Here is an 18534-nt window from a genome sequence, read left to right as displayed (position 1 = left end):
GCGTGTGCGTCTCGTCACGATCGCGGCGGCCGATTAGGTGCCTCGCGAAACGGCTGCTAATGTTTTCACGTCGCCATCCCGCGTAGCTCAATGGCAGAGCATCCGACTGTTAATCGGACGGTTGTTGGTTCGAGTCCAACCGCGGGAGCCATCATCCCGGCAGGTGCCGGGATTTTTTATTGCCCTGACACGCCGACGACAGTGCGTCTAATGGTCGTCGTCGCGCGGCAACACGCTCGCCGGCGTCGTCACGGTCAGCCCGGGCAGCGCCGAATCCTCCACGCCCCATGACCGCGCCACCTGCGAGGCCGCCGCGGTGGCGACGACGACGCGCTCGCGAATGGCCGGGCGATCGGTCGCCTCGATCAGCCGGTATTGGGCGGCGAGCGCCGCCGAGACGGCCTCGTGCGCGCGCGCCGCGGGGTCCGACAGGTCCAGGCGGCCGTACTCGAGCTGACGCGTGTCGGGCGCGCCCTCGTCGACGAGAACGTCAATTTCGTATGCCAGCTGATCCGCGAGGGCGATCGCCTGCTGCTTGTCGGCGCTCGACAGGCGCGACGCCGCCTGCTCGAGGTCATAGCGCGCCGAATCGAGCTCGGCAACCGATTCACCCAGCGCCTTCGCCTCGCTCGCCGACGGCGTCGCCGCCTCGCTCTCGGCGGGTTCCATCGTCTGGCGTTCCTGCGCACTCGGGGCGCGGTACTTTCCCGTGTCCTCGTCAAGGACGAGCGGAGACGAGGCAGTGATCGTCTCGGCACCGGGCATGGCGATGCCGAGCGCCTGCGCGAGACGCAGGGCCTCCTGACGCCGCGCCGCCGCAGCCGACACGAGGAGCTTGGCCAGGCCGCGATCCTCGACGACCGTCGCATCGGTGCCCGCTTGCGACGCGCACGTGACCAGGCGCGTCACCGCCGCCTGCGCGGTCGCCGGAGCCTCACGTGTAGGCGGGGCAGCGGGAACCTCGGAGCCGGCCTCGCTCGGGAACGTCCACGGCTGACCGAACGCCTGCAGTCGCTGCGTGGCTCGCGCGGCGACGTCGGCAATCGGCGCCGCGGCGTCGGCGGGAATCTCGCCCGGATGCGCGAGGACGTCGGCGACCTGCTGGTCGCACACCGCGGCCTGGTAGCGCGCGACGTCCGAACTCGATAACTCGCGAAACGGCGACGCCTGGGAATCGATCCGCAGCTGGCACCCCGTCGTGGCGGCAGCCACGGCCAGGGCGGTCACGGTCAGGGCACTCAGGCGCGTCAGCGAGATCATCCCCTCGATCTTGCCACGGGTAGCATGAAGAAAACGACTAGACGTTAGGACAGCGCACGTGAGCACACCCGATCCCCAGATCGCGCAGGCCCTCGAGCCGGCCGTGAGCGAATGCGGACTCGTCATCGAGACCGTCCGCACCAAGCGCGCCGGCCGCTACACGACTCGAGGTCGTCGTACCTGCCCGACGGCCCCGGCGGCATCGACGACATCCAGCTCGCCGAGGCCACCCGGGCGATCTCGGCCACCGTCGACGAGATCGACCCGATCGCCGGGACCTACACCCTCGAGGTGACGACGCCCGGGATTGAGCGCCCCCTCGAGACCCCGCGCCACTTCCGGCGCGCCCAGGGGCACCTGGCCGAGATTGCGCTCGCGGACGGGACCACACTTCGCGGTAGAATCGCTGACGTTGCCGACGCGACCGTGAGCGTCGACACCGACGAGGGCGCCCGCGAGGTCGCTTTCGCCGACATCGCCAGCGCGCGCATGGCGATCGAGTGGTAGGACACGCTGGGAAGGGGAGTGGCATGGAAATCGATATGGCCGCACTGCGGATGGTCGAGGCCGAGAGGGGCATCTCGCTAGAGACGCTCGTTGACGCCATCGAAGACGCGCTGCTCAAGGCCTACCATAACGCTCCCGGCGCCATTGCGAACGCTCGCGTCGAGATCGATCGGCGCACCGGCAAGGCCCGCGTCATGGCCAGCGAGGTCGACGATGAGGGCAACGTCATCGGCGAATTCGACGACACCCCGTCGGGATTCGGCAACATCGCGACGTCGACGGCGCGCTCGATCATCGTCCAGCGCCTGCGCGAGGCCGAGGACGCCCAGGTGCTCGGGTCCTTCCGCGACAAGCAGGGCACCGTCGTCTCGGGAATCGTCCAGCAGGGGCGCGACCCGCGCGTCGTCCTCGTCGACCTCGGCGACTTCGAGGCGATCATTCCCGAGGGCGAGCAGGTCCCGGGCGAGACCTACAAGCACGGCCAGTGGGTGCGCGCCTACGTCGTCAAGGTGCTGCGCACCGACCGTGGCGTGCGCATCGAACTGTCCCGGCGCCACCCCGAACTCGTGCGCGGACTCTTTGCCCGCGAGGTTCCCGAGATCGGCAGCGGCGACGTGACGATCGAGTCCGTGGCCCGCGAGGCCGGTTACCGGACGAAGATCGCCGTGCGCGCCAAGCGGCAGGGGGCCAACGCCAAGGGCGCGTGCATCGGTCCCATGGGGCAGCGCGTGCGGGCCGTCATGAACGAGCTGGGCGGGGAAAAGATCGACATCATCGAGTACTCCGAGGACATGGCGCAGTTCGTCGCCAACGCCCTATCTCCGGCGCGTGTGTCTTCGGTCACCATGGAGCCGGGCGAGCATCCGATCGCCAAGGCGGTCGTTCCCGACTTCCAGCTCTCGCTCGCCATCGGCAAGGAGGGGCAGAACGCCCGGCTTGCCGCGCGTTTGACCGGCTGCAAGATCGACATTCGCTCCGACAAGGTCGCCGACGGGATCGAGGACTAGCGCGATCGGCGGTCTGCGCGTTTGCGAGCGTGGGCTTTCTCGCGTGGGAAAACGCTGATAGGGCGGGTAGAATGAGCAACACATGCGCATCCACACGCGCGCAACGCACCGGCGATGACGCTTCGGCATTCCCGGTGCGTACGTGTGTCGGGTGTCGCCAGCAGGCGCCCAGCTCCACGCTGGTGCGACTGCGTGTCACGCACGATGGCGCGCTCACCTTTGGTGATCGCGTCGCCACCGGACGCGGGGCGTGGATCCACCCGGATCCGGCCTGCATCCGGCGAGCCGCCAAGCGCGGGGCGTTTGCCCGGGCGTTTCGGCGCTCGATCGCGTGTGACGCAGCAGGGCTCATAGCCGATATGGGCCTGGACGTAGCGCAGACGGCGTGCTCCGAAATCCCCGGAGAGGCCGCAGACAGTGAAAGCGGGTTGGAAGCTGATGGGCACCCGATGAGTTCCCAGCGATGAGCTGCCAGATGATGTAAACCGCCTGCCCTGTTCGGGGTGGGCTCGAACAGGAGAGTTGTGGCTAAACAGCGTGTGCACGAGCTCGCGAAGGAGCTCGGAACCACATCGAAGAATCTTCTCGCCGTCCTCAAGGACCAGGGCGAGTTCGTCAAGAGTGCGTCCTCGACGATCGAGGCGCCCGTCGCGCGTCGGATGCGCGAACACTTTGCCCAGGCGGCGAAGGAATCCGCTCCCGGTGACGCCGCCGACAAGGTGGGCAAGTCGACTAAGGCGGCACCTAAGCCGCAGGCGGGTTCCGCCAAGCCGCAAGCCCCCAAGCCCGGCCCGAAGAAGCCGGCCGCCCAGACGGCAAAGCCGGCGGCCCCCGCTGCCGATACCGGCGCGAAGCCGGCCGCTCCCTCGTCGGTGAAGCCTGCCCAGGCACCCACGCCTGGCCCGGCAAACCAGTCCGCTGACAAGCCGGCTGCCTCGTCCGAGGCCAAGCCGCAGGCCCCGCGCCCGAGCTCGGCGAAGCCGGGTCCGAAGCCCGGCCCGCGTCAGGCGCGCCCGGGGAACAACCCGTTTGCCTCATCGCAGGGGATGCCTCGTCCCGGTGGCACGGGCGGCCCAAAGCCGGGTCCGCGCGGCCCGCGTCCGGGCAATAACCCGTTTGCCTCATCGCAGGGGATGCCTCGTCCCGGTGGTACAGGCGGCCCGCGTCCGCCGCGTGGACGCGGTGGCAACGCCGGCCAGAGTGCCGGTGCCGGCCGTGGTCGCGGCGGCGCCTCGCAGCGTTCGGGGCAGCAGCGTCAGGGTGGGGCGACGCGTCGCCCCACGACGGCGACGCCGAACATGATGCCCGCGCATTCCTCGCTGGCCTCGCAGCGTCCCGGCACCTCGCAGGACCAGCGTTCGGGCAACCGCTCCGGTGGCCCGGGGCGCGGTCGTCCTGGCGGCGGTCCCGCGGGTGGCGGTCTGCGCGGTCGCGGCGGTGGCCGCGGCTCGACGCAGGGTGCGTTCGGTCGCGGTGGCCCGAACCGGGGCAAGAAGCGCAAGTCGAAGCGCGCGAAGCGCCGTGAATTCGAGCAGTCGGCACCGACGATCGGCGGCGTCCGCGTTCCTCGCGGCGACGGCAACACCGAACTGCGGCTGCGCTCGGGTTCGTCGCTCGCCGACATGGCCGACCGCCTGAACTGCAACCCGGCGGCCCTCATCACCGTGCTCATGCAGCTGGGCGAAATGGCTACGGCCAACCAGTCCCTCGATGAGGACACGCTGGCGACGGTCGGTGCCGAGCTCGGTTACACCGTCCAGATCGTCTCGCCCGAGGACGAGGATCGCGAGCTGCTGGAGTCCTTCGACATCGACCTCGAGGCCGAAGAGGCCTCCGACGAGGAGAACCTCCAGCCGCGCCCGCCGGTCGTCACCGTCATGGGCCACGTCGACCACGGTAAGACGAAGCTGCTGGACGCGATCCGTCACACCGACGTCGTCGAGTCCGAGTCGGGTGGCATCACCCAGCACATCGGCGCCTACCAGGTGACGACGGAGCTCGACGGCAACGAGCGCCCGATCACCTTCATCGACACCCCCGGTCACGAGGCCTTCACGGCCATGCGTGCGCGCGGTGCCGAGGTCACGGACATCGCCATCCTCGTTGTCGCCGCCGACGACGGCGTCATGCCGCAAACGGTTGAGGCCATCAACCACGCGCAGGCCGCCGACGTGCCGATCGTCGTCGCCGTCAACAAGATCGATAAGCCCGAGGCGAATCCCGAGAAGATTCGCGCTCAGCTGACCGAATACGGCCTGGTCGCCGAGGAATACGGCGGCGACGTCATGTTCGTCGACGTCTCGGCGAAGCAGCGTCAGGGAATCGCCAGCCTGCTCGAGGCCGTCCTGCTGACGGCCGACGCGGCGCTGGAGCTCACGGCCAACCCCGACGCGGACGCCCGCGGTGTCGCCGTCGAAGCGAACCTCGACAAGGGTCGCGGTGCCGTCGCCTCGATGCTCGTTCAGCGCGGCACGATGCGCGTCGGTGATGCGATCGTCGTCGGCACCTCGCACGGGCGCGTGCGCGCGATGTTTGACGAGCACGGCCGCGAGGTCGCCGAGGCCACGCCGTCGCGTCCCGTCCAGGTGCTCGGTCTCACCCAGGTTCCGCGCGCCGGCGACAGCTTCCTCGTCGCGCCGGACGACCGCACGGCCCGCCAGATCGCCGATAAGCGCGAGGCGGCCGAGCGCGCCGCACTGCTGGCCAAGCGTCGCAAGCGCATCAGCCTGGAGGACTTCGACCAGGCCCTCAAGGAAGGCAAGGTCGAGACCCTCAACCTCATCATCAAGGGCGACGTCTCCGGTTCCGTCGAGGCGCTGGAAGACTCCCTGCTCAAGATCGATGTCGGCGAGGAAGTCCAGCTGCGGATCATCCACCGCGGCGTCGGTGCGATCACGCAGAACGACGTCAACCTGGCGACCGTCGACAACGCGGTCATCATCGGGTTCAATGTCCGCCCGGCTCAGCGCGTGGCCGAAATGGCCGACCGCGAGGGCGTGGACATGCACTTCTACTCGGTGATCTACCAGGCGATTGAGGACGTCGAGAACGCCATGAAGGGCATGCTCAAGCCGATCTACGAGGAAGTCACCCTCGGTTCGGCCGAGATCCTTCAGGTCTTCAAGTCCTCGAAGTTCGGCAACATCGCCGGCTGCATCATCCGCTCCGGCACGATCCGCCGCGGCAGCAAGGCACGCCTCATTCGCGACGGCGTCGTCGTCCACGACAATCTCGAGATCGCCTCGCTGCGACGTGAGAAGGACGACGTCACCGAGGTCCGCGAGGGCTACGAGTGCGGTATCAGCCTCGGCGAGCGCGACATCGCCGTCGGCGACACGATCGAGACGTGGGAGATGCGCGAAAAGCCGCGCAACTAACGGTCTGAGATAGCGGCGGCGTCGCACTCGATGCGGGTGCGGCGCCGCCGAGTCCCCAAGGAGGAACTCATGGCTGACGAGGCACGCCAGCGCAAGGTCGCCGATCGGATCCAGCAGACCGTCGCCCGGCTGCTTGAGCGACGCATTAAGGATCCGCGCATCGGTTTCTGCACGATCACCGACGTTCGCGTCACCGGTGATCTCCAGCACGCGACGATCTTTTACACGGTTTATGGCACCGACGGCGAGCGTCGCCGTACCCAGCAGGCCCTGAACTCGGCAAAGGGGCTCATTCGCTCCGAGATCGGCAAGGCCCTGGGCATTCGGCTGACCCCGAGTATCGAATTCGTTCACGACGCCCTGCCCGAACAGGCCGCCTCGTTCGAGGAAACCCTCGCGAAGGCGCGCGCCCGCGATGCCGAGCTGGCGGAGGCCGCTAAGGATGCATCGTATGCCGGCGACGCCGACCCGTACGTCCACAAGGACGACGATGAGGACGACGACGCGAGCGATCACGAGGACCGCGTGTGAGCGACCTGCTCAGCCCGGACTATGCGCCTTCGGGCACTGAGGCGAGCCTCGCGCGTCCGACCGTCCCGTTTCCGGCGGACGATTCCGGCTTCGTCGTCGTCGATAAACCGCTCGGGTTGACCTCGCAGCAGGTCGTCAGCCGCTTGCGGCGCATCTTCGGGCTCAAGAAGATCGGTCACACGGGCACGCTCGACCCAGCCGCATCGGGAATTCTCGTGTGCGCGCTCGGACGGGCAACTCGGCTCATCTCGGTTGTCCAGGGCGCGCCCAAGAGCTACCGCGGGCGCGTGGTCTTCGGCGTCACGACTTCGACCGAGGACGCACAGGGCGAGGTCACCTCGAGCATGGGCGCGAGTCTCGATGACGTCCGTGACAGGCTCGGCGAGGCCCTGGAACAGTGGCGGGGCGAGGTGGATCAGCGTCCCAGTTCGGTGAGCGCGATCAAAGTCCAGGGGCGACGCGCCTACGCCCGCGTGCGGGCCGGAGAAGACGTGACGCTGCCGCCGCGGCGCATAACTATCAGCGCGCTCGATGTCGTGGACGGGCCGTGGCCGTCCCGGCGTGACGGCGTGGACGTCGTCGAGTGCGACATCGCCGTCACGTGCTCGGCGGGCACCTACATCCGCGCTGCGCTCGCTCGCGACTCGGCGACGAGATCGGCTGCGGTGCCCACCTCAGCGCGCTGCGACGCACGACGGCCGCATGCTTCGACATCGGCGACGCGATGACGATCGACGCGATCGCCGCCGATGTGTCTCGCCACGGCGTTACCGAAGCACCCTGCGTGCGTGCTACCGGGCAGGTCCTCGCCGGACTCGTGCCGTCGGTGAGATCAGCGAGGAGCAGCGCGACGCGGTGGCGCTTGGGCGCGCCCTCACGATCGATCCCGGCGACATCGACCGTCCCGCAGGCGCGGCTGACGGGGCCGAGATCGCCCTCATCGACCGCGACGATCGGGTTGCCGCGTTGGCCAGGTGCGCCGAGGATGGCTCGGGGATGCAGCTCAAACCGCACGTCGTGTTGGCCACGGCGAGAAAGCGTTAACGCGTGGATATCTGGAAGTCACTCACACAGGTTCCCGGCGAGATGGCGTCGGTGGCGACGATCGGCATCTTCGACGGCGTCCACCTCGGCCATCGCCGTATTCTCACCCGGGTGGTCGAGCGCGCCGAGGCGCTGGGCGTGCGCGCAATCGCCCTGACCTTCGATCCGCACCCGGCCACGCTGCACGCTCCCGAGGCGGGGATCGACCTCATCATGCCGCTGCCGATCGCCTCAACGCCCTGGCGGCGCTGGGCATCGATGCGACGCTCGTCGAGTCCTACACGTGGCACCTCGCCGGCATGAGCGCCGAGGACTTCGTGCGAACGTATTTTGTCGAGGGGCTGGGCGCGCGCGTCGTCGTCGTCGGGCGCGACCCCGCTTCGGCCGCGACAACGAGGGCGACCTTCAGACCCTGAAACAGCTCGGGGAGCGCTACGGCTTCGCGGTGGACGTCGTCAATGACGTCCACGAGACCGAGGCCGACCGGCGCTACTCGTCGACGTGGGTGCGTCAGCTGCTCGCGCGCGGCGACGTCGAGGCGGCCGCCCGCATCCTCGGTCACCCCTACCGCCTGCGCGGCGATGTCGTGCACGGCTACGCCCGCGGGCGCACCCTCGGATTTCCCACGGCTAACCTGTGCGCCGGCGAGGTCGGGATGGTGCCGGCCGACGGCGTCTACGCCGGCTGGCTGATCGTTCCCGTCGCGGGAACCCGCGCCGTCGCTGCGCTGCCAAGCGCGATCAGCGTTGGCACGAACCCGCAATTCTCGGGGACCCAGCGCGCGGTCGAGGCCCACGTGCTAGGGCGTACGGACCTCAACCTCTACGGCACCAGCGTGGCCATTGACTTTGTTAAACGCCTGCGCGGCATGGTTACGCTCGATTCCGTCGAGGCCCTACAGGACCAGATGGACGACGACCTGCGGGCCAGCGCCGACGTGTTGGGGGTGCCGCCGGCTGGGCGCGTGGATCCGAGCGCGGTCACCGCACGCTAACGGGGCCCTTGACGGCCCTCAGCCGCGGTGAGTGAGGATGCCCGCGCACCGCCCAGTTCGATGATGCCCCCGAGGACCATGATGGCCCAGATGGGAATGTGGTCGGCGAGCGGGCTGAAGATGGCGATCCCCAGGGGCAAGAAGGCGCCGTTGAGCATAACGACGATCGACATGAGCTTGCCCAGGTGTTGAGGGGCGCATGTGCGCTGCAACAAGGTGATGGCCGGGGCATTGAGGTAGGGAATGACCACGCCCAACAGCCCCATGACCGCCGTGAAAATGACGAAGGTCGGGGCAAGCGCTAACAGAATGAAGGCAAGTCCTATGACGGCGATGGCGTAGGCGATTGTCGAGATTTCGCGACGCAGCCCCGGCCACAGGGCAACGAGACCACCGCCGAGGGCGGCGCCAATTCCGTAGAAGGTTTCAACAACGGAAAGGCGCCACGTTTCCGCACCGAATTCCGGGCAACGTGAAGGTTAGCGAGGAAAGCCGGCGCTGAGATCGCGGTCATACTCACGGCGAAGAACACGAGGAGCGGGCTGTAAAAGTCGTGCCTCCTGATGTAGCGCAGTCCCACCCGGAACTCGTGGTTCCACGTGCCGATGTTCTCGCGGTTGTCACCATAGGCGGGGACCTTCACGAAGAACCAAACAGTGTGATACCGATGATCGCCGTTGCGATGTCGATGAGAAACACCATGTGAAGGGGCATGAGAGCAAGCGCGACACCACCCAGGGCCGGACCGAGAATATTCGACAGCGCCTGCACGGAGCCGGACAGCCCGTTGACGCGCATGAGGTGGTCCTCGGGGACGAATCCGGGCAGCAGGGATGTAACGGCGGGAGACTGGAAGGCCGTGGCACAACTGCGGATAGCCAGGACCACGCACATGAGGGTCAGCGAGCGATGGCCGAGGACAAAGGCGACGAAGATCCCCGCCGTGGCGACGGCGACCGCGGCGTCGGCGGCGACAGTGATGACCCGACGGTTATAGCGATCCGCCCATACCCCGGCGAGCGGCGAGACGATGACGAGCGGCAGGAAGGCGGCGACCGAAGCGAGCGCGATAGCTGAACCCGACGTGGTCACGAGGGTGATATGCCAGATCATCGCCGACTGGACGATGGAGGATCCCAACAAGGAAATGGCCTGCGAGGTCAACAAGAAGGCCACATGACGCTTCCAGATCATTATTCACCTCACTTCCGTCATGTTGCGGTACACGGTAACAGAGGCAGTTTCGACGCATGGCTGTCACCGTGCATAGGGCGGGTGCGGAATCAGCGGCGGCGCCCTTTTCGGGCCATGGCGTCGCGGCGGCCGCGGGTATTGTTCTTGCTCGCCTGGCGTTGCTCGGCACGGTGGAGACGGGCGTCGGCGCGCACGATCTGGCGCTGTGCCTCGGCGCGCATCCGGCGGTAGCGGTCGAGCTCGGCGGCGTCGAGATCTCCGAGGTCGACCGCCTCTCGAATGGCGCAACCGGGTTCCGCATCATGGGTGCAGTCGGCGAAGCGGCACCCACGGGCCAGATCGGTGATGGCCGCGAACGTCTCGTCGATGGCGTCGGCATCTGGCGTGGCCGCTAGCGCCCGGATGCCGGGGGTATCGAGGATGATGCCGTGCGGCGTCGCGACGAGCTGTCGCCGCGTCGTCGTATGGCGCCCCTTGCCGTCGCCCTCGCGCACCGCAGCCGTCGCCAACGACAGCCCGAGCAGCGCGTTCGTCAGCGTGGTCTTGCCCGCGCCCGAGCGTCCCACGAGCACCAGCGTGTCATGGGGAGTGATTGCCTCGCGCAGCGGCGTCAGCGAGGACTCCTCGGCGTTACTGACGGCAAACGCCCGATCGACGAGGTAGTCGACGCGTTCGAGGACCTCGCGTGCGTCAGCGGCATCGACGAGGTCCGCCTTCGTGAGGACGAGCCAGGGCGAGATCCCGGCGGCATGGGCGAGGGCGACAAACCGCTCGATCCTGCCGATACTCGGGGAGGGCCGCAAGGGCTCGACGATGACGAGCGCGTCGATGTTCGCCGCGATCGGCTGCATGAGCGAGGAGCGCGACACCCCGGCGCGCTCCAGGTAGGTCACTCGTGGCAGAACTGTCGCGATGGCACCTTCGGCATCCAGGCCTGCCCAATCGCCGACGACCGGCGGCCACTGCTCGAGGGCACGCGCCGGATGGGGATAGGACAGGTTGAACGTGGTGGTCTCGCCGCTATCGGCGACGATGCACTCGCCGCCGCCGCGATGAATCGCGCTGATCCGTGCGGCGCGCAGGGGAGTCTTGGCCTCCATCTCGGCGACGGCGAGGTATCCCTGCCACCGCGGTGACCATCCGAGCATGGCTCCTCCTAGAGGGTGTCGAAACGGCGGCCGCTGCGCAGCGCGCGAGCGGCTCGTTGGGTGAACGCGATCCCGATGCCGGCGTAAACGAGCGCGCACGCGAGATCGCGCAGCAGGCCCGGGGCAGAGAATTCGGCGACCGAGGAGGCGAGTCCGGATCCGGGAACGACCGTGGCGATGACGCGTACCCACGCCGGACATAGGTCCACGGGCACGATCACTCCCGAGAAGACGGGAACGAAGGATCCGAGGATCGTCGCACCCAGATAGGGATCGGGCAGCGAGACCCCGATTCCGGCGGCGCCTATGCCCATCGCGATCCCGACGATGACGACGACGGGGACGAGGGCACACACGCGAAGCAACATGGCGGTGTCGCTGGAGAACAACGCGACCGCGCCGATGCTGGTCGCACCGGTGACCAGCGACAACAGGGTCGGCATGGTTGCGCGCGAGAGCCAATAGGCGACATCGATGCGCCGGTACTGGTGCACGACCAGGTAGATGCCAAGCGTGCGGTCGGCGGCGATCGCGGCGACGATGCCCGAGGCGATGGACAGGCTCCACGCGACGAGCGCGGCGGCGTAGCCCGTACGCGCCAAATCGGGAGCGGCGACGTCTGATCCCATGAGGATCGCGAAGGCGATGTCAAGGAGCGGCAGAACGATGAGCGTGACGAGTGCCGTGCCAAGTGTTGCAAAAGCGATCGACGAGGACCACGACACCCGCACGCCCGAGCGAAACCGGCGATAGGCCGCCCCCATCAGATCACCTCCAGCGTCCCGGCGCGGGTAGCCAGTCGGATTGCGCGCTTGGCTCCCAGCCACGACAGAACACTCCACGCCGCCACGGAAAGCGGCCATGCCCACAGACTCACCGTCGAGATCGGCCCGAGTGAGAGCAGCTCAAACGGTAGGCGCAGCGGCAGCAGCGCACTGGTGATGCCGACCCAACCCGGAGCGCTCGAGGTGAACAGGATGCCCGAGGCGAGAAAGACGGGGACGAGGACCAGGCCCTCGTAGCTGATGGCGTTCGGGGTGAGGACGAACAGGGTCGCTACGGCGAAACTCAAGCTCACGCAGCCAATGAACAGGGCGACGACGCCGGCGGCGATGCGCGCCCAGCCGACGGCATCGGTCGTCGTGAAGGAGACGCTGCCCGCGCACAGCGCCCACGTCACCCACGCCAGAGGGAACGCGCCGAGGCCGCACGTGGCCGCGGAGGCGACGAGCGCGGCGAGGACGCGCAGCGCTCCGACGGGAGCGAGGACGAGATAGACGAGGGTGCCGCGATAGCGCTGGAAGCCGACGATGCCCGCGGCAGTCGTCGCGACCGACCACATGCCGATGACCCCGCCGCGAACCCAGCCTTGCGTCGGGGTGATGGCGCCCCAGGCAGAAAAGGCGAAGAATTGCACGAGCGTCGCCGAGATCGTCGCCATGACCATGAGCTGCACGAAATACGGCACCGACAGGAACTGACGCAAGAAGAAGAGTCCCAGACGTACCTGGCGGATCACCGCGACAGCCTTTCTGCCAGGGCCAGATAGGCCTCCTCCAGCGAGGCGGGCCGTGTCACGAGGTCGGTGGGCGTGACGTCGCCGAGCACCTGGGACAGTGTGTGTGAACAGTCGTCCCGCGACAGTGAGCGGGGCCAATACACGCTCAGCGCCCACCGTCCCGATTGAGGACGCCTCTTGACGGTGAAATGTTCGCCGAGGCGCTCCACACATGTCTGGGCGAGGCCGCTGGCGCGCGCGGGCAGGCTAAAGGACGTCGTCAACCCGATGCCGGCGAACGCTGCGATGTCGGCAACGTTGCCCCGGGTCACAATGCGTCCCGCCCCGATCACTGAGATGACGTCGGCGAGTTCCTCGACCTCCGGCATCGAGTGGGATGTCAGCAGCACGCCGATGCCCGAGGCGGCAAACTCCCGAATGACGTCGCGCACGCGCAAGGCGATGTCGGGATCGAGACCCGTGGTCGGTTCGTCGAGCAGCAGGAGTTCGGGCTGCGTCAGGGCTGCCCGGGCCAGGTGGAGTCGCTGGGTCATGCCGCGTGAGAACTCCTGGACGCGAACGTCCGCGCTATCGGCCAGATCGACCAGGGCGAGAGCACGGTCAATAGCCGCTCGACGCTCGCGCCCGCTCACCCCTTGCAGATCGGCAAAGAATCCGAGGTTATCGCGGGCGCTCGCGCGCCCGTAAAAGCCGAGCTCGCCGCCGAGAACGAGACCGAGATGGCGACGGGCCCGGTGGGGCTGGCGAACGGCGTCAATGCCTGCGACGCTCACTGATCCAGACGTCGGCTCGAGCAACGTCGCGCACATGCGCACCGTCGTCGTCTTCCCGGCACCATTGGGGCCGAGGAGGGCGTGAATATGTCCGGGCTCGACGCGCAGCGACACGTCATCGACGGCGACAAAGGCGGATTTGCCAAATTCGCGGCGCAGCGCGTGGGCAACGAGGGCGGTAGGGGATGTCATCGCCGGTGAGTATACGTCCGGGGGGGAACCTCGGTGGACGTGTTCACAACGGTGAGGGTTGACCTCGAGTGAGGTTCACCTCTTAGCCTCAACGTCGTTAGCAGGCGGGGATCGCCTCACGACCGAGCACGAATCGAACGGAGTTTCCGGTGACACTAGATGATTTTCGCGATCTCATGGCCCGTGGCGTCGCACTGACGCCCGACTCGGAGGCCACAGCGTTCATGCATGCTCGCGCCGAACGCTCGCGCGAGGTTACGCAGTACATCAACACGCGAGAACTCGACCAACCGAGCATCCGCGCCGAGCTTTCTCAGCTGCTCGGCGAGCCCATCGACGAGTCCGTGACCATCCTGCCGCGCATCACGATCGACGGCGGCGTCAACCTCCACTTCGGACGGTCGATCTTTGTCAACGCCGGCTGCTCGTTCCAAGACCAAGGTGGCGTGTGGATCGGTGACGGGACTTTCATCGGCCACAATGCCGTCTTTGCGACCCTTAACCACGACGAAGACCCCGACCATCGCGCCACGCTGCACCCGGCACCCATCGTTGTTGAGGCGAATGTGTGGATCGGATCGCAGGCGAGCATTCTCGCCGGCGTGCGTATCGGCGAGGGCGCGATCGTCGGGGCAGGCTCCGTCGTCACGCGCGACGTTGCCCCGCGCTCGATCGTCGCAGGCGTGCCGGCACGCTATATCCGCGACGTCCGCTCGCGCGAGGCAACGTCGGTGAGGGAGGGCTAGGGACGCAGCAGCACCTTCACGGCCTCGCGCTGATCCATCGCCCGATAGGCCTCGGGAGCCTCGTCCAGTGACAGCTCGCGATCGAACACGCGTCCCGGCGTGATCTGGTCGCTGAGGATCCGCTCGATGAGATCGGGCAGGTAACGGCGCACAGGGGCCGGACCGCCGTGAAGGTGGAGGAGCGAGAAGAACAGGTCGATGCCGGGGATCTCGACGCCGTGCGAGACGCCGACGTAGCCGACCTTGCCGCCAGGGCGAGTCGAGGCGATGGCCTGCATCATCGACTCCTGAGTCCCCACGGCCTCGACGGTGCCGTGGGCACCCAGGCCGTCGGTAAGTTCGCGAATCCGCTCGGCCGCATCATCGCCGCGCTCCTCGATGACGTCGGTCGCGCCGAATTCGCGGGCCAACGCCTGCCGCTGCGGGTGGCGCGAGGAAATGATGATCCGCTCGGCACCCATCTCGCGGGCACCGAGAACACCCATGAGGCCGACCGCCCCGTCGCCGACGACGGCGATCGTCTTGCCCGCCGCTGCGCCCGCGGCGTCCGCGGCAAACCAGCCCGTGCCCAGCACGTCGGAGGCGGCCAGCAGCGACGGAATGTAGGCATCGTCCGGTTTGCCTGGCAGGGCGACGAGAGTGCCGTCGGCGAAGGGAATGCGCGCGTATTCGGCCTGGGTGCCGATGCCGCCGTGCACGAAGGACGCGTGGCGGCACCGCGACTGATACCCGGCGCGGCAGATCTCACACTCGCCGCACGAGATGACGAACGAGCCGACAACGTAATCGCCGACCGTGAGGGTACTCACCTCGGCCCCGACCTCGACGACGTGGCCGACGTACTCGTGGCCCATGCGGAGGTTCTCGGCGTCCTCGAGGCCGCGATACGGCCACAGGTCAGAGCCGCACACACAGGCGGCATCGATACGAATGGTGGCATCGGTGGGCGCCTCGATCTGCGGATCGGGTACCTCGGTCACGACGGGGTTGCCCGCGCCGCGCATAATGACTGCTCGCATGTCGGTGTCTTCCTCGTAGCTCGTTATTTCCAGATATCCGCGGCCAGGCGAAATGCCGCCCATGCCTTCGGCCATCCGACGTAGAACGCCGCATGGGTGATGATTTCCGCGATCTCGTCGCGTCCGACCCCGTTGTCGCGGGCAGTGCTCAGGTGGTACGCCAGGGAGGAGTCGGTGATCCCGGAGGCGATGAGCGAACACACGGTGACGACGGAGCGATCGCGCGCGCCAAGTTCGGCGCGCCGGGCCCAGACCCGCCCGAACAACACGTCGTCGTTGAGCTCGGCAAACAGGGGAGCGAAGTCGCCCAGCTGGTCGCGCCCGGCGCTCACCGGGGCCAGCGGGGTGCCCTCAAGTTGGGCGTGAGCGTCCTGGTAGGTGGCGTCGTCGACGGCGTCACCCCACTCGGCGGCGTTGCCCTCGTCGTTGTTGAGGGTGATCGCGATGTGGGTCAGCGACGAATGAGCGGCCGCCCCGTGCCAGTGGTTGACGCCGGCGCCGATCGTGATGCTCATGCCCGGACGCAGAACGACGGCGGGGGAGCCGGCCTCCTGATAGAAGCCGACGCCATCGGTGACGATGAGCGTCTGCGAGACCGGATGGGTGTGCCAGTTGTTGCGGCACCCGGGCGAAAAGACGACCGTCGCGGCCGCAAATTGCTCCGTTTGCGTTTCCATGCGCAGGCGGGCGCTTCCCGTGAAATAGCGGGTGTCGGCGTCGACCCAGCCCTCATCTGAGCGTGTCATCATCTGTTCTCCTCGTTCTCGTCGCGTTGACGACGTACGCTGTCAACGGTAAAAGTTGAAGCGAGGTTGAAGGCAAGTGGAGGAGGCCACTCATGGATCACGCCATCGGCTACGTCGCCCAGGCGACGGGATTGACGGCATCGACGCTGCGCTACTACGAGAAAGAAGGCCTCGTCTCGCCGGCTCGCACACCCGCCGGGGCGCGCCGCTACAGCGACGAGGACATCGAGTGGCTGCGGTTCATCGACCACATGCGCTCAACGGGAATGAGCATCGCTGACCTCTCTCGTTACGTGAGCCTGCGGCGGGGAAAGGTCCCCGGGGCCGAACAGGAGCTGCTCGCGATCATGCGCCGCCACGAGCAGCACCTGCGCGACAAACTCGCGCACTACCAGACGAATCTCGGCCTCGTTCAGTACAAGATCCGCATGTACGAATCAGAGCTAGCAGACGCCGACGTCGACCTCTACGACCTCTACCGCCGCCGCTGTGGGCAGGGAAACCAGTCGGGGGAGGGCCGGTGTGGCGGCACTGTCGAGTAGTGGGCGCACGCGGCGACGCTACTCGTCGTCGTCCTCCAGGCTGGTGCCGTAGAGGGCGTCGATCTCGTCGGCAAAACGCTCGAGGACGACCTTCCGCTTGACCTTCATCGACGGGGTGAGCAGGCCGTTCTCCTCGGTGAATTCCGTCGAGAGAACCCGGATCTTGCGGATCGACTCGGCGCGCGAGACCGCCTTGTTTGCCCGCTCGACGGCGCGCTCCAACGCCGCGATGACCTCGGGATGGTTGACCGCCGCCGGGATGTCCATCGCCGGCAACTTGTGATTGGCCAGCCACATGGGCACCATGTCGCGGTCAAGCGTGATGAGCGCGCCGATGAAGGGGCGGCGATCGCCGACGACGACAACCTGCGAAATGAGGGGATGCCCGCGCAACGAATCCTCAAGCGTCTCGGGGGCGACGTTCTTGCCGCCCGCCGTGACAATGATTTCTTTCATGCGCCCGGTGATGTAGGTGTAGCCCTGGGCATCCATGCGCCCGGCGTCGCCCGTTTTGAACCAGCCATCGGACGTGAACGTCGCGGCCGTCGCCTCGGGATTGCCGTAGTAGCCACGGGTGATGAACGGTCCCTTGAGCTGGATCTCGCCCTCGGACGAAATGCGCGCCTGCCCGCCGTAGACGGGGCGACCGACCGAGCCGATGCGCGGTGCCGTGGCCGTATTGACCATGAAGGGGCCGAGCGTCTCCGTCAGCCCGTAGCCCTCAAGCACGGTGAGGCCGGCGCCGCGATAGAAATGCCCGAGGCGCCGCCCCAGCGGGCCGCCTCCCGAGATGACGTAGTCGCAGTTGCCGCCAAGCAGCGCGTGAATCTTGGACAGGACGATTGTCGAATAGAACTGGTGCGCCGCCCGCAGTCGCCGCGATGGCCCCTCGGCAGTATCCAGAGCCCGGGAGTAGGCGATCGCCGTTTTGGCAGCCGCGCGGAACATCCGCAGCTTCACGCCCGACCCGGCCATGGCCTCGGCTGAGTTATAGATCTTCTCGAGCACGCGCGGCACGACGAGGACGTAGGTCGGGCGGAAGGAGGCGACGTCGGCGAGCAGGTTCGACGTGTCCGGGACGTGCCCCAAGACGCCCGGGCCGGCCAGCGTGTACCACGTGACGAAGCGGGCGAGCACGTGGGCGAGGGGAAGGAACATGAGCGCGCGAACCTTGCGGGTGTTCGTCACCGCGCCCATGTATTCCAGGCCGTTGAGTGCGAGCTCGACGCCGTTGCCGTGTGTGATCTCGACGCCCTTGGGCCTGCCCGTCGTCCCCGAGGTGTAGACGATCGAGGCCAGCGTCGACATGTTGACCTCGGCATAGCGCGCGTCGTAGTCGGCCTGCTTGATGCCGTCGCCGGCCTCGACGATGTCGACCATCGCGCCCGTGGTCAGGCACATGACCGGGCACTCGACGCCGAGCTCGCGCACGAGCGCCCCCAGCAGGTCGGCCGATTGGCGCGCCTGGGAGACGATGAGCTTGAGCTGGGCATCCTCGATGATCCACCGGATCTGCGCCGCCGAGTCGGTCTCGTAGATGGGCACGACGACGACGCCGATCGACAGCGCCGCCATGTCGAGCAGCGTCCAGTCGTACGAGGTCGGCGCGAGGATTCCCAGCCGGTCGCCGTGCCCGAGGCCCAGCCCGATGAGGCCGCGCGCGACGGCGGCGATCTCCTCGGCGTAGGCACGGGCGCTGATCGGACGCCACACGTCACCGAGCGAACTCTTCTTCTCGACGACGATCTGCTTGGGATCGGCCTGGACGCGGCGGTAAAACAGCCACGGAATCGACATCCACTCCTCGGTGGCGACGCGGCGGGGAAGACCGAACTCGCGCAGTCCCTCACCCGTGGCGTCGGGAACCGTGTGCGCGTCGGCCGGGGGATCACCGAGCGTTTCGTCGACCATGTCAGACCTCTCTGTGGGCGGGGA

The 18534-nt window shown here is 67.6% G+C and carries 19 protein-coding genes, 1 tRNA gene and 1 pseudogene; 11 read left to right on the top strand and 10 right to left on the bottom strand.

Annotation, left to right across the window (positions count from 1 at the left end; translation table 11 throughout):
- The first annotated feature begins 76 nt into the window (after positions 1 to 76).
- Positions 77 to 151: transfer RNA gene (locus tag H8R18_RS05740), tRNA-Asn, on the top strand.
- A 56-nt stretch (positions 152 to 207) separates the two neighbouring features.
- On the opposite strand, the gene H8R18_RS05735 is transcribed toward H8R18_RS05740, so the two are convergent.
- A complete protein-coding gene (locus H8R18_RS05735; protein ID WP_191071117.1) occupies positions 208 to 1260 on the bottom strand; it encodes a hypothetical protein in 1053 nt (350 codons plus the stop codon).
- Positions 1261 to 1371: 111 nt separating this feature from the next.
- Between H8R18_RS05735 and H8R18_RS05730 the strand changes: the two genes are divergently transcribed.
- The 8 genes and pseudogenes from H8R18_RS05730 (at position 1372) to H8R18_RS05695 (ending at position 8720) form a co-directional block, all read left to right on the top strand.
- Positions 1372 to 1767, top strand: a complete 396-nt coding sequence (locus H8R18_RS05730) for a ribosome maturation factor RimP (protein WP_194189191.1) — start codon at positions 1372 to 1374, stop codon at positions 1765 to 1767.
- Between the two features lie 23 nt (positions 1768 to 1790).
- A complete protein-coding gene (gene nusA, locus H8R18_RS05725) occupies positions 1791 to 2774 on the top strand; it encodes a transcription termination factor NusA (protein ID WP_191071115.1) in 984 nt (327 codons plus the stop codon).
- Positions 2775 to 2845: 71 nt separating this feature from the next.
- A complete protein-coding gene (locus tag H8R18_RS05720) occupies positions 2846 to 3241 on the top strand; it encodes a YlxR family protein (RefSeq protein ID WP_191071114.1) in 396 nt (131 codons plus the stop codon).
- A gap of 57 nt (positions 3242 to 3298) precedes the next feature.
- Positions 3299 to 6151: a translation initiation factor IF-2 gene (gene infB, locus H8R18_RS05715; RefSeq protein WP_191071113.1), complete on the top strand. Its 2853-nt coding sequence runs from the start codon at positions 3299 to 3301 to the stop codon at positions 6149 to 6151.
- Between the two features lie 69 nt (positions 6152 to 6220).
- The gene (rbfA, locus tag H8R18_RS05710; protein ID WP_191071112.1) at positions 6221 to 6682 is read left to right on the top strand and encodes a 30S ribosome-binding factor RbfA; all 462 of its coding nucleotides are present in this window, start codon (positions 6221 to 6223) and stop codon (positions 6680 to 6682) included.
- Positions 6679 to 7410 carry a tRNA pseudouridine(55) synthase TruB gene (gene truB / locus H8R18_RS05705; protein ID WP_194189190.1) on the top strand — a complete coding sequence of 244 codons (732 nt, stop codon included), beginning with the start codon at positions 6679 to 6681 and terminating at the stop codon, positions 7408 to 7410. The genes rbfA and truB overlap by 4 nt, the downstream gene beginning before the upstream one ends.
- The gene (locus H8R18_RS09985; RefSeq protein ID WP_227712902.1) at positions 7338 to 7883 is read left to right on the top strand and encodes a hypothetical protein; all 546 of its coding nucleotides are present in this window, start codon (positions 7338 to 7340) and stop codon (positions 7881 to 7883) included. Before truB ends, H8R18_RS09985 begins: the two co-directional genes overlap by 73 nt.
- Positions 7769 to 8720: pseudogene (locus H8R18_RS05695) on the top strand (bifunctional riboflavin kinase/FAD synthetase). The gene H8R18_RS09985 and the pseudogene H8R18_RS05695 overlap by 115 nt, the downstream one beginning before the upstream one ends.
- Here the strand turns inward: H8R18_RS05695 and H8R18_RS05690 are convergent.
- The 6 genes from H8R18_RS05690 to H8R18_RS05665 all read right to left on the bottom strand — a co-directional run bounded on the left by H8R18_RS05690 (position 8717) and on the right by H8R18_RS05665 (position 13546).
- Positions 8717 to 8986 carry a hypothetical protein gene (locus tag H8R18_RS05690; protein WP_194189188.1) on the bottom strand — a complete coding sequence of 90 codons (270 nt, stop codon included), beginning with the start codon at positions 8984 to 8986 and terminating at the stop codon, positions 8717 to 8719. The pseudogene H8R18_RS05695 and the gene H8R18_RS05690 sit on opposite strands and share 4 nt — an antisense overlap.
- Before the next feature lie 373 nt (positions 8987 to 9359).
- Positions 9360 to 9914: an MFS transporter gene (locus H8R18_RS05685; RefSeq protein WP_194189187.1), complete on the bottom strand. Its 555-nt coding sequence runs from the start codon at positions 9912 to 9914 to the stop codon at positions 9360 to 9362.
- Positions 9915 to 10003: 89 nt separating this feature from the next.
- On the bottom strand, positions 10004 to 11062 hold the full coding sequence (gene rsgA, locus H8R18_RS05680) for a ribosome small subunit-dependent GTPase A (RefSeq protein ID WP_191071108.1): 1059 nt from the start codon (positions 11060 to 11062) through the stop codon (positions 10004 to 10006).
- A gap of 8 nt (positions 11063 to 11070) precedes the next feature.
- Positions 11071 to 11826: an ABC transporter gene (locus H8R18_RS05675; RefSeq protein ID WP_191071107.1), complete on the bottom strand. Its 756-nt coding sequence runs from the start codon at positions 11824 to 11826 to the stop codon at positions 11071 to 11073.
- Entirely contained in the window at positions 11826 to 12581 is a 756-nt protein-coding gene (locus H8R18_RS05670; RefSeq protein ID WP_227712766.1) for an ABC transporter permease, read from the bottom strand. Before H8R18_RS05670 ends, H8R18_RS05675 begins: the two co-directional genes overlap by 1 nt.
- Entirely contained in the window at positions 12578 to 13546 is a 969-nt protein-coding gene (locus H8R18_RS05665) for an ABC transporter ATP-binding protein (RefSeq protein ID WP_191071106.1), read from the bottom strand. The genes H8R18_RS05670 and H8R18_RS05665 overlap by 4 nt, the downstream gene beginning before the upstream one ends.
- A 149-nt stretch (positions 13547 to 13695) precedes the next feature.
- Here H8R18_RS05665 and H8R18_RS05660 point away from each other — a divergent pair, with 149 nt between their 5' ends.
- Positions 13696 to 14292, top strand: coding sequence for a DapH/DapD/GlmU-related protein (locus H8R18_RS05660; RefSeq protein ID WP_191071105.1), 597 nt, complete (start codon positions 13696 to 13698; stop codon positions 14290 to 14292).
- Here H8R18_RS05660 and H8R18_RS05655 read toward each other — a convergent pair.
- Together H8R18_RS05655 and H8R18_RS05650 are read right to left on the bottom strand one after the other, a co-directional pair.
- Positions 14289 to 15311, bottom strand: a complete 1023-nt coding sequence (locus tag H8R18_RS05655; protein WP_191071104.1) for a zinc-binding dehydrogenase — start codon at positions 15309 to 15311, stop codon at positions 14289 to 14291. The two genes, H8R18_RS05660 and H8R18_RS05655, sit on opposite strands and share 4 nt — an antisense overlap.
- Before the next feature lie 23 nt (positions 15312 to 15334).
- Complete coding sequence (locus H8R18_RS05650; protein ID WP_223875094.1) at positions 15335 to 16060, bottom strand: cupin domain-containing carboxymuconolactone decarboxylase family protein; 726 nt, start codon at positions 16058 to 16060, stop codon at positions 15335 to 15337.
- A gap of 89 nt (positions 16061 to 16149) precedes the next feature.
- Here H8R18_RS05650 and H8R18_RS09980 point away from each other — a divergent pair, with 89 nt between their 5' ends.
- Positions 16150 to 16599 carry a MerR family transcriptional regulator gene (locus H8R18_RS09980; protein ID WP_191071103.1) on the top strand — a complete coding sequence of 150 codons (450 nt, stop codon included), beginning with the start codon at positions 16150 to 16152 and terminating at the stop codon, positions 16597 to 16599.
- A gap of 18 nt (positions 16600 to 16617) precedes the next feature.
- On the opposite strand, the gene H8R18_RS05640 is transcribed toward H8R18_RS09980, so the two are convergent.
- The gene (locus H8R18_RS05640; RefSeq protein WP_191071102.1) at positions 16618 to 18510 is read right to left on the bottom strand and encodes an AMP-dependent synthetase/ligase; all 1893 of its coding nucleotides are present in this window, start codon (positions 18508 to 18510) and stop codon (positions 16618 to 16620) included.
- Between the last annotated feature and the right edge of the window lie 24 nt (positions 18511 to 18534).

It is taken from the genome of Nanchangia anserum, from assembly GCF_015240065.1.
Lineage (GTDB): Bacteria > Actinomycetota > Actinomycetes > Actinomycetales > Actinomycetaceae > Nanchangia > Nanchangia anserum.
Note: the sequence above shows the minus strand (reverse complement) of the source record. Positions and strands in the feature narration are given on the sequence as shown.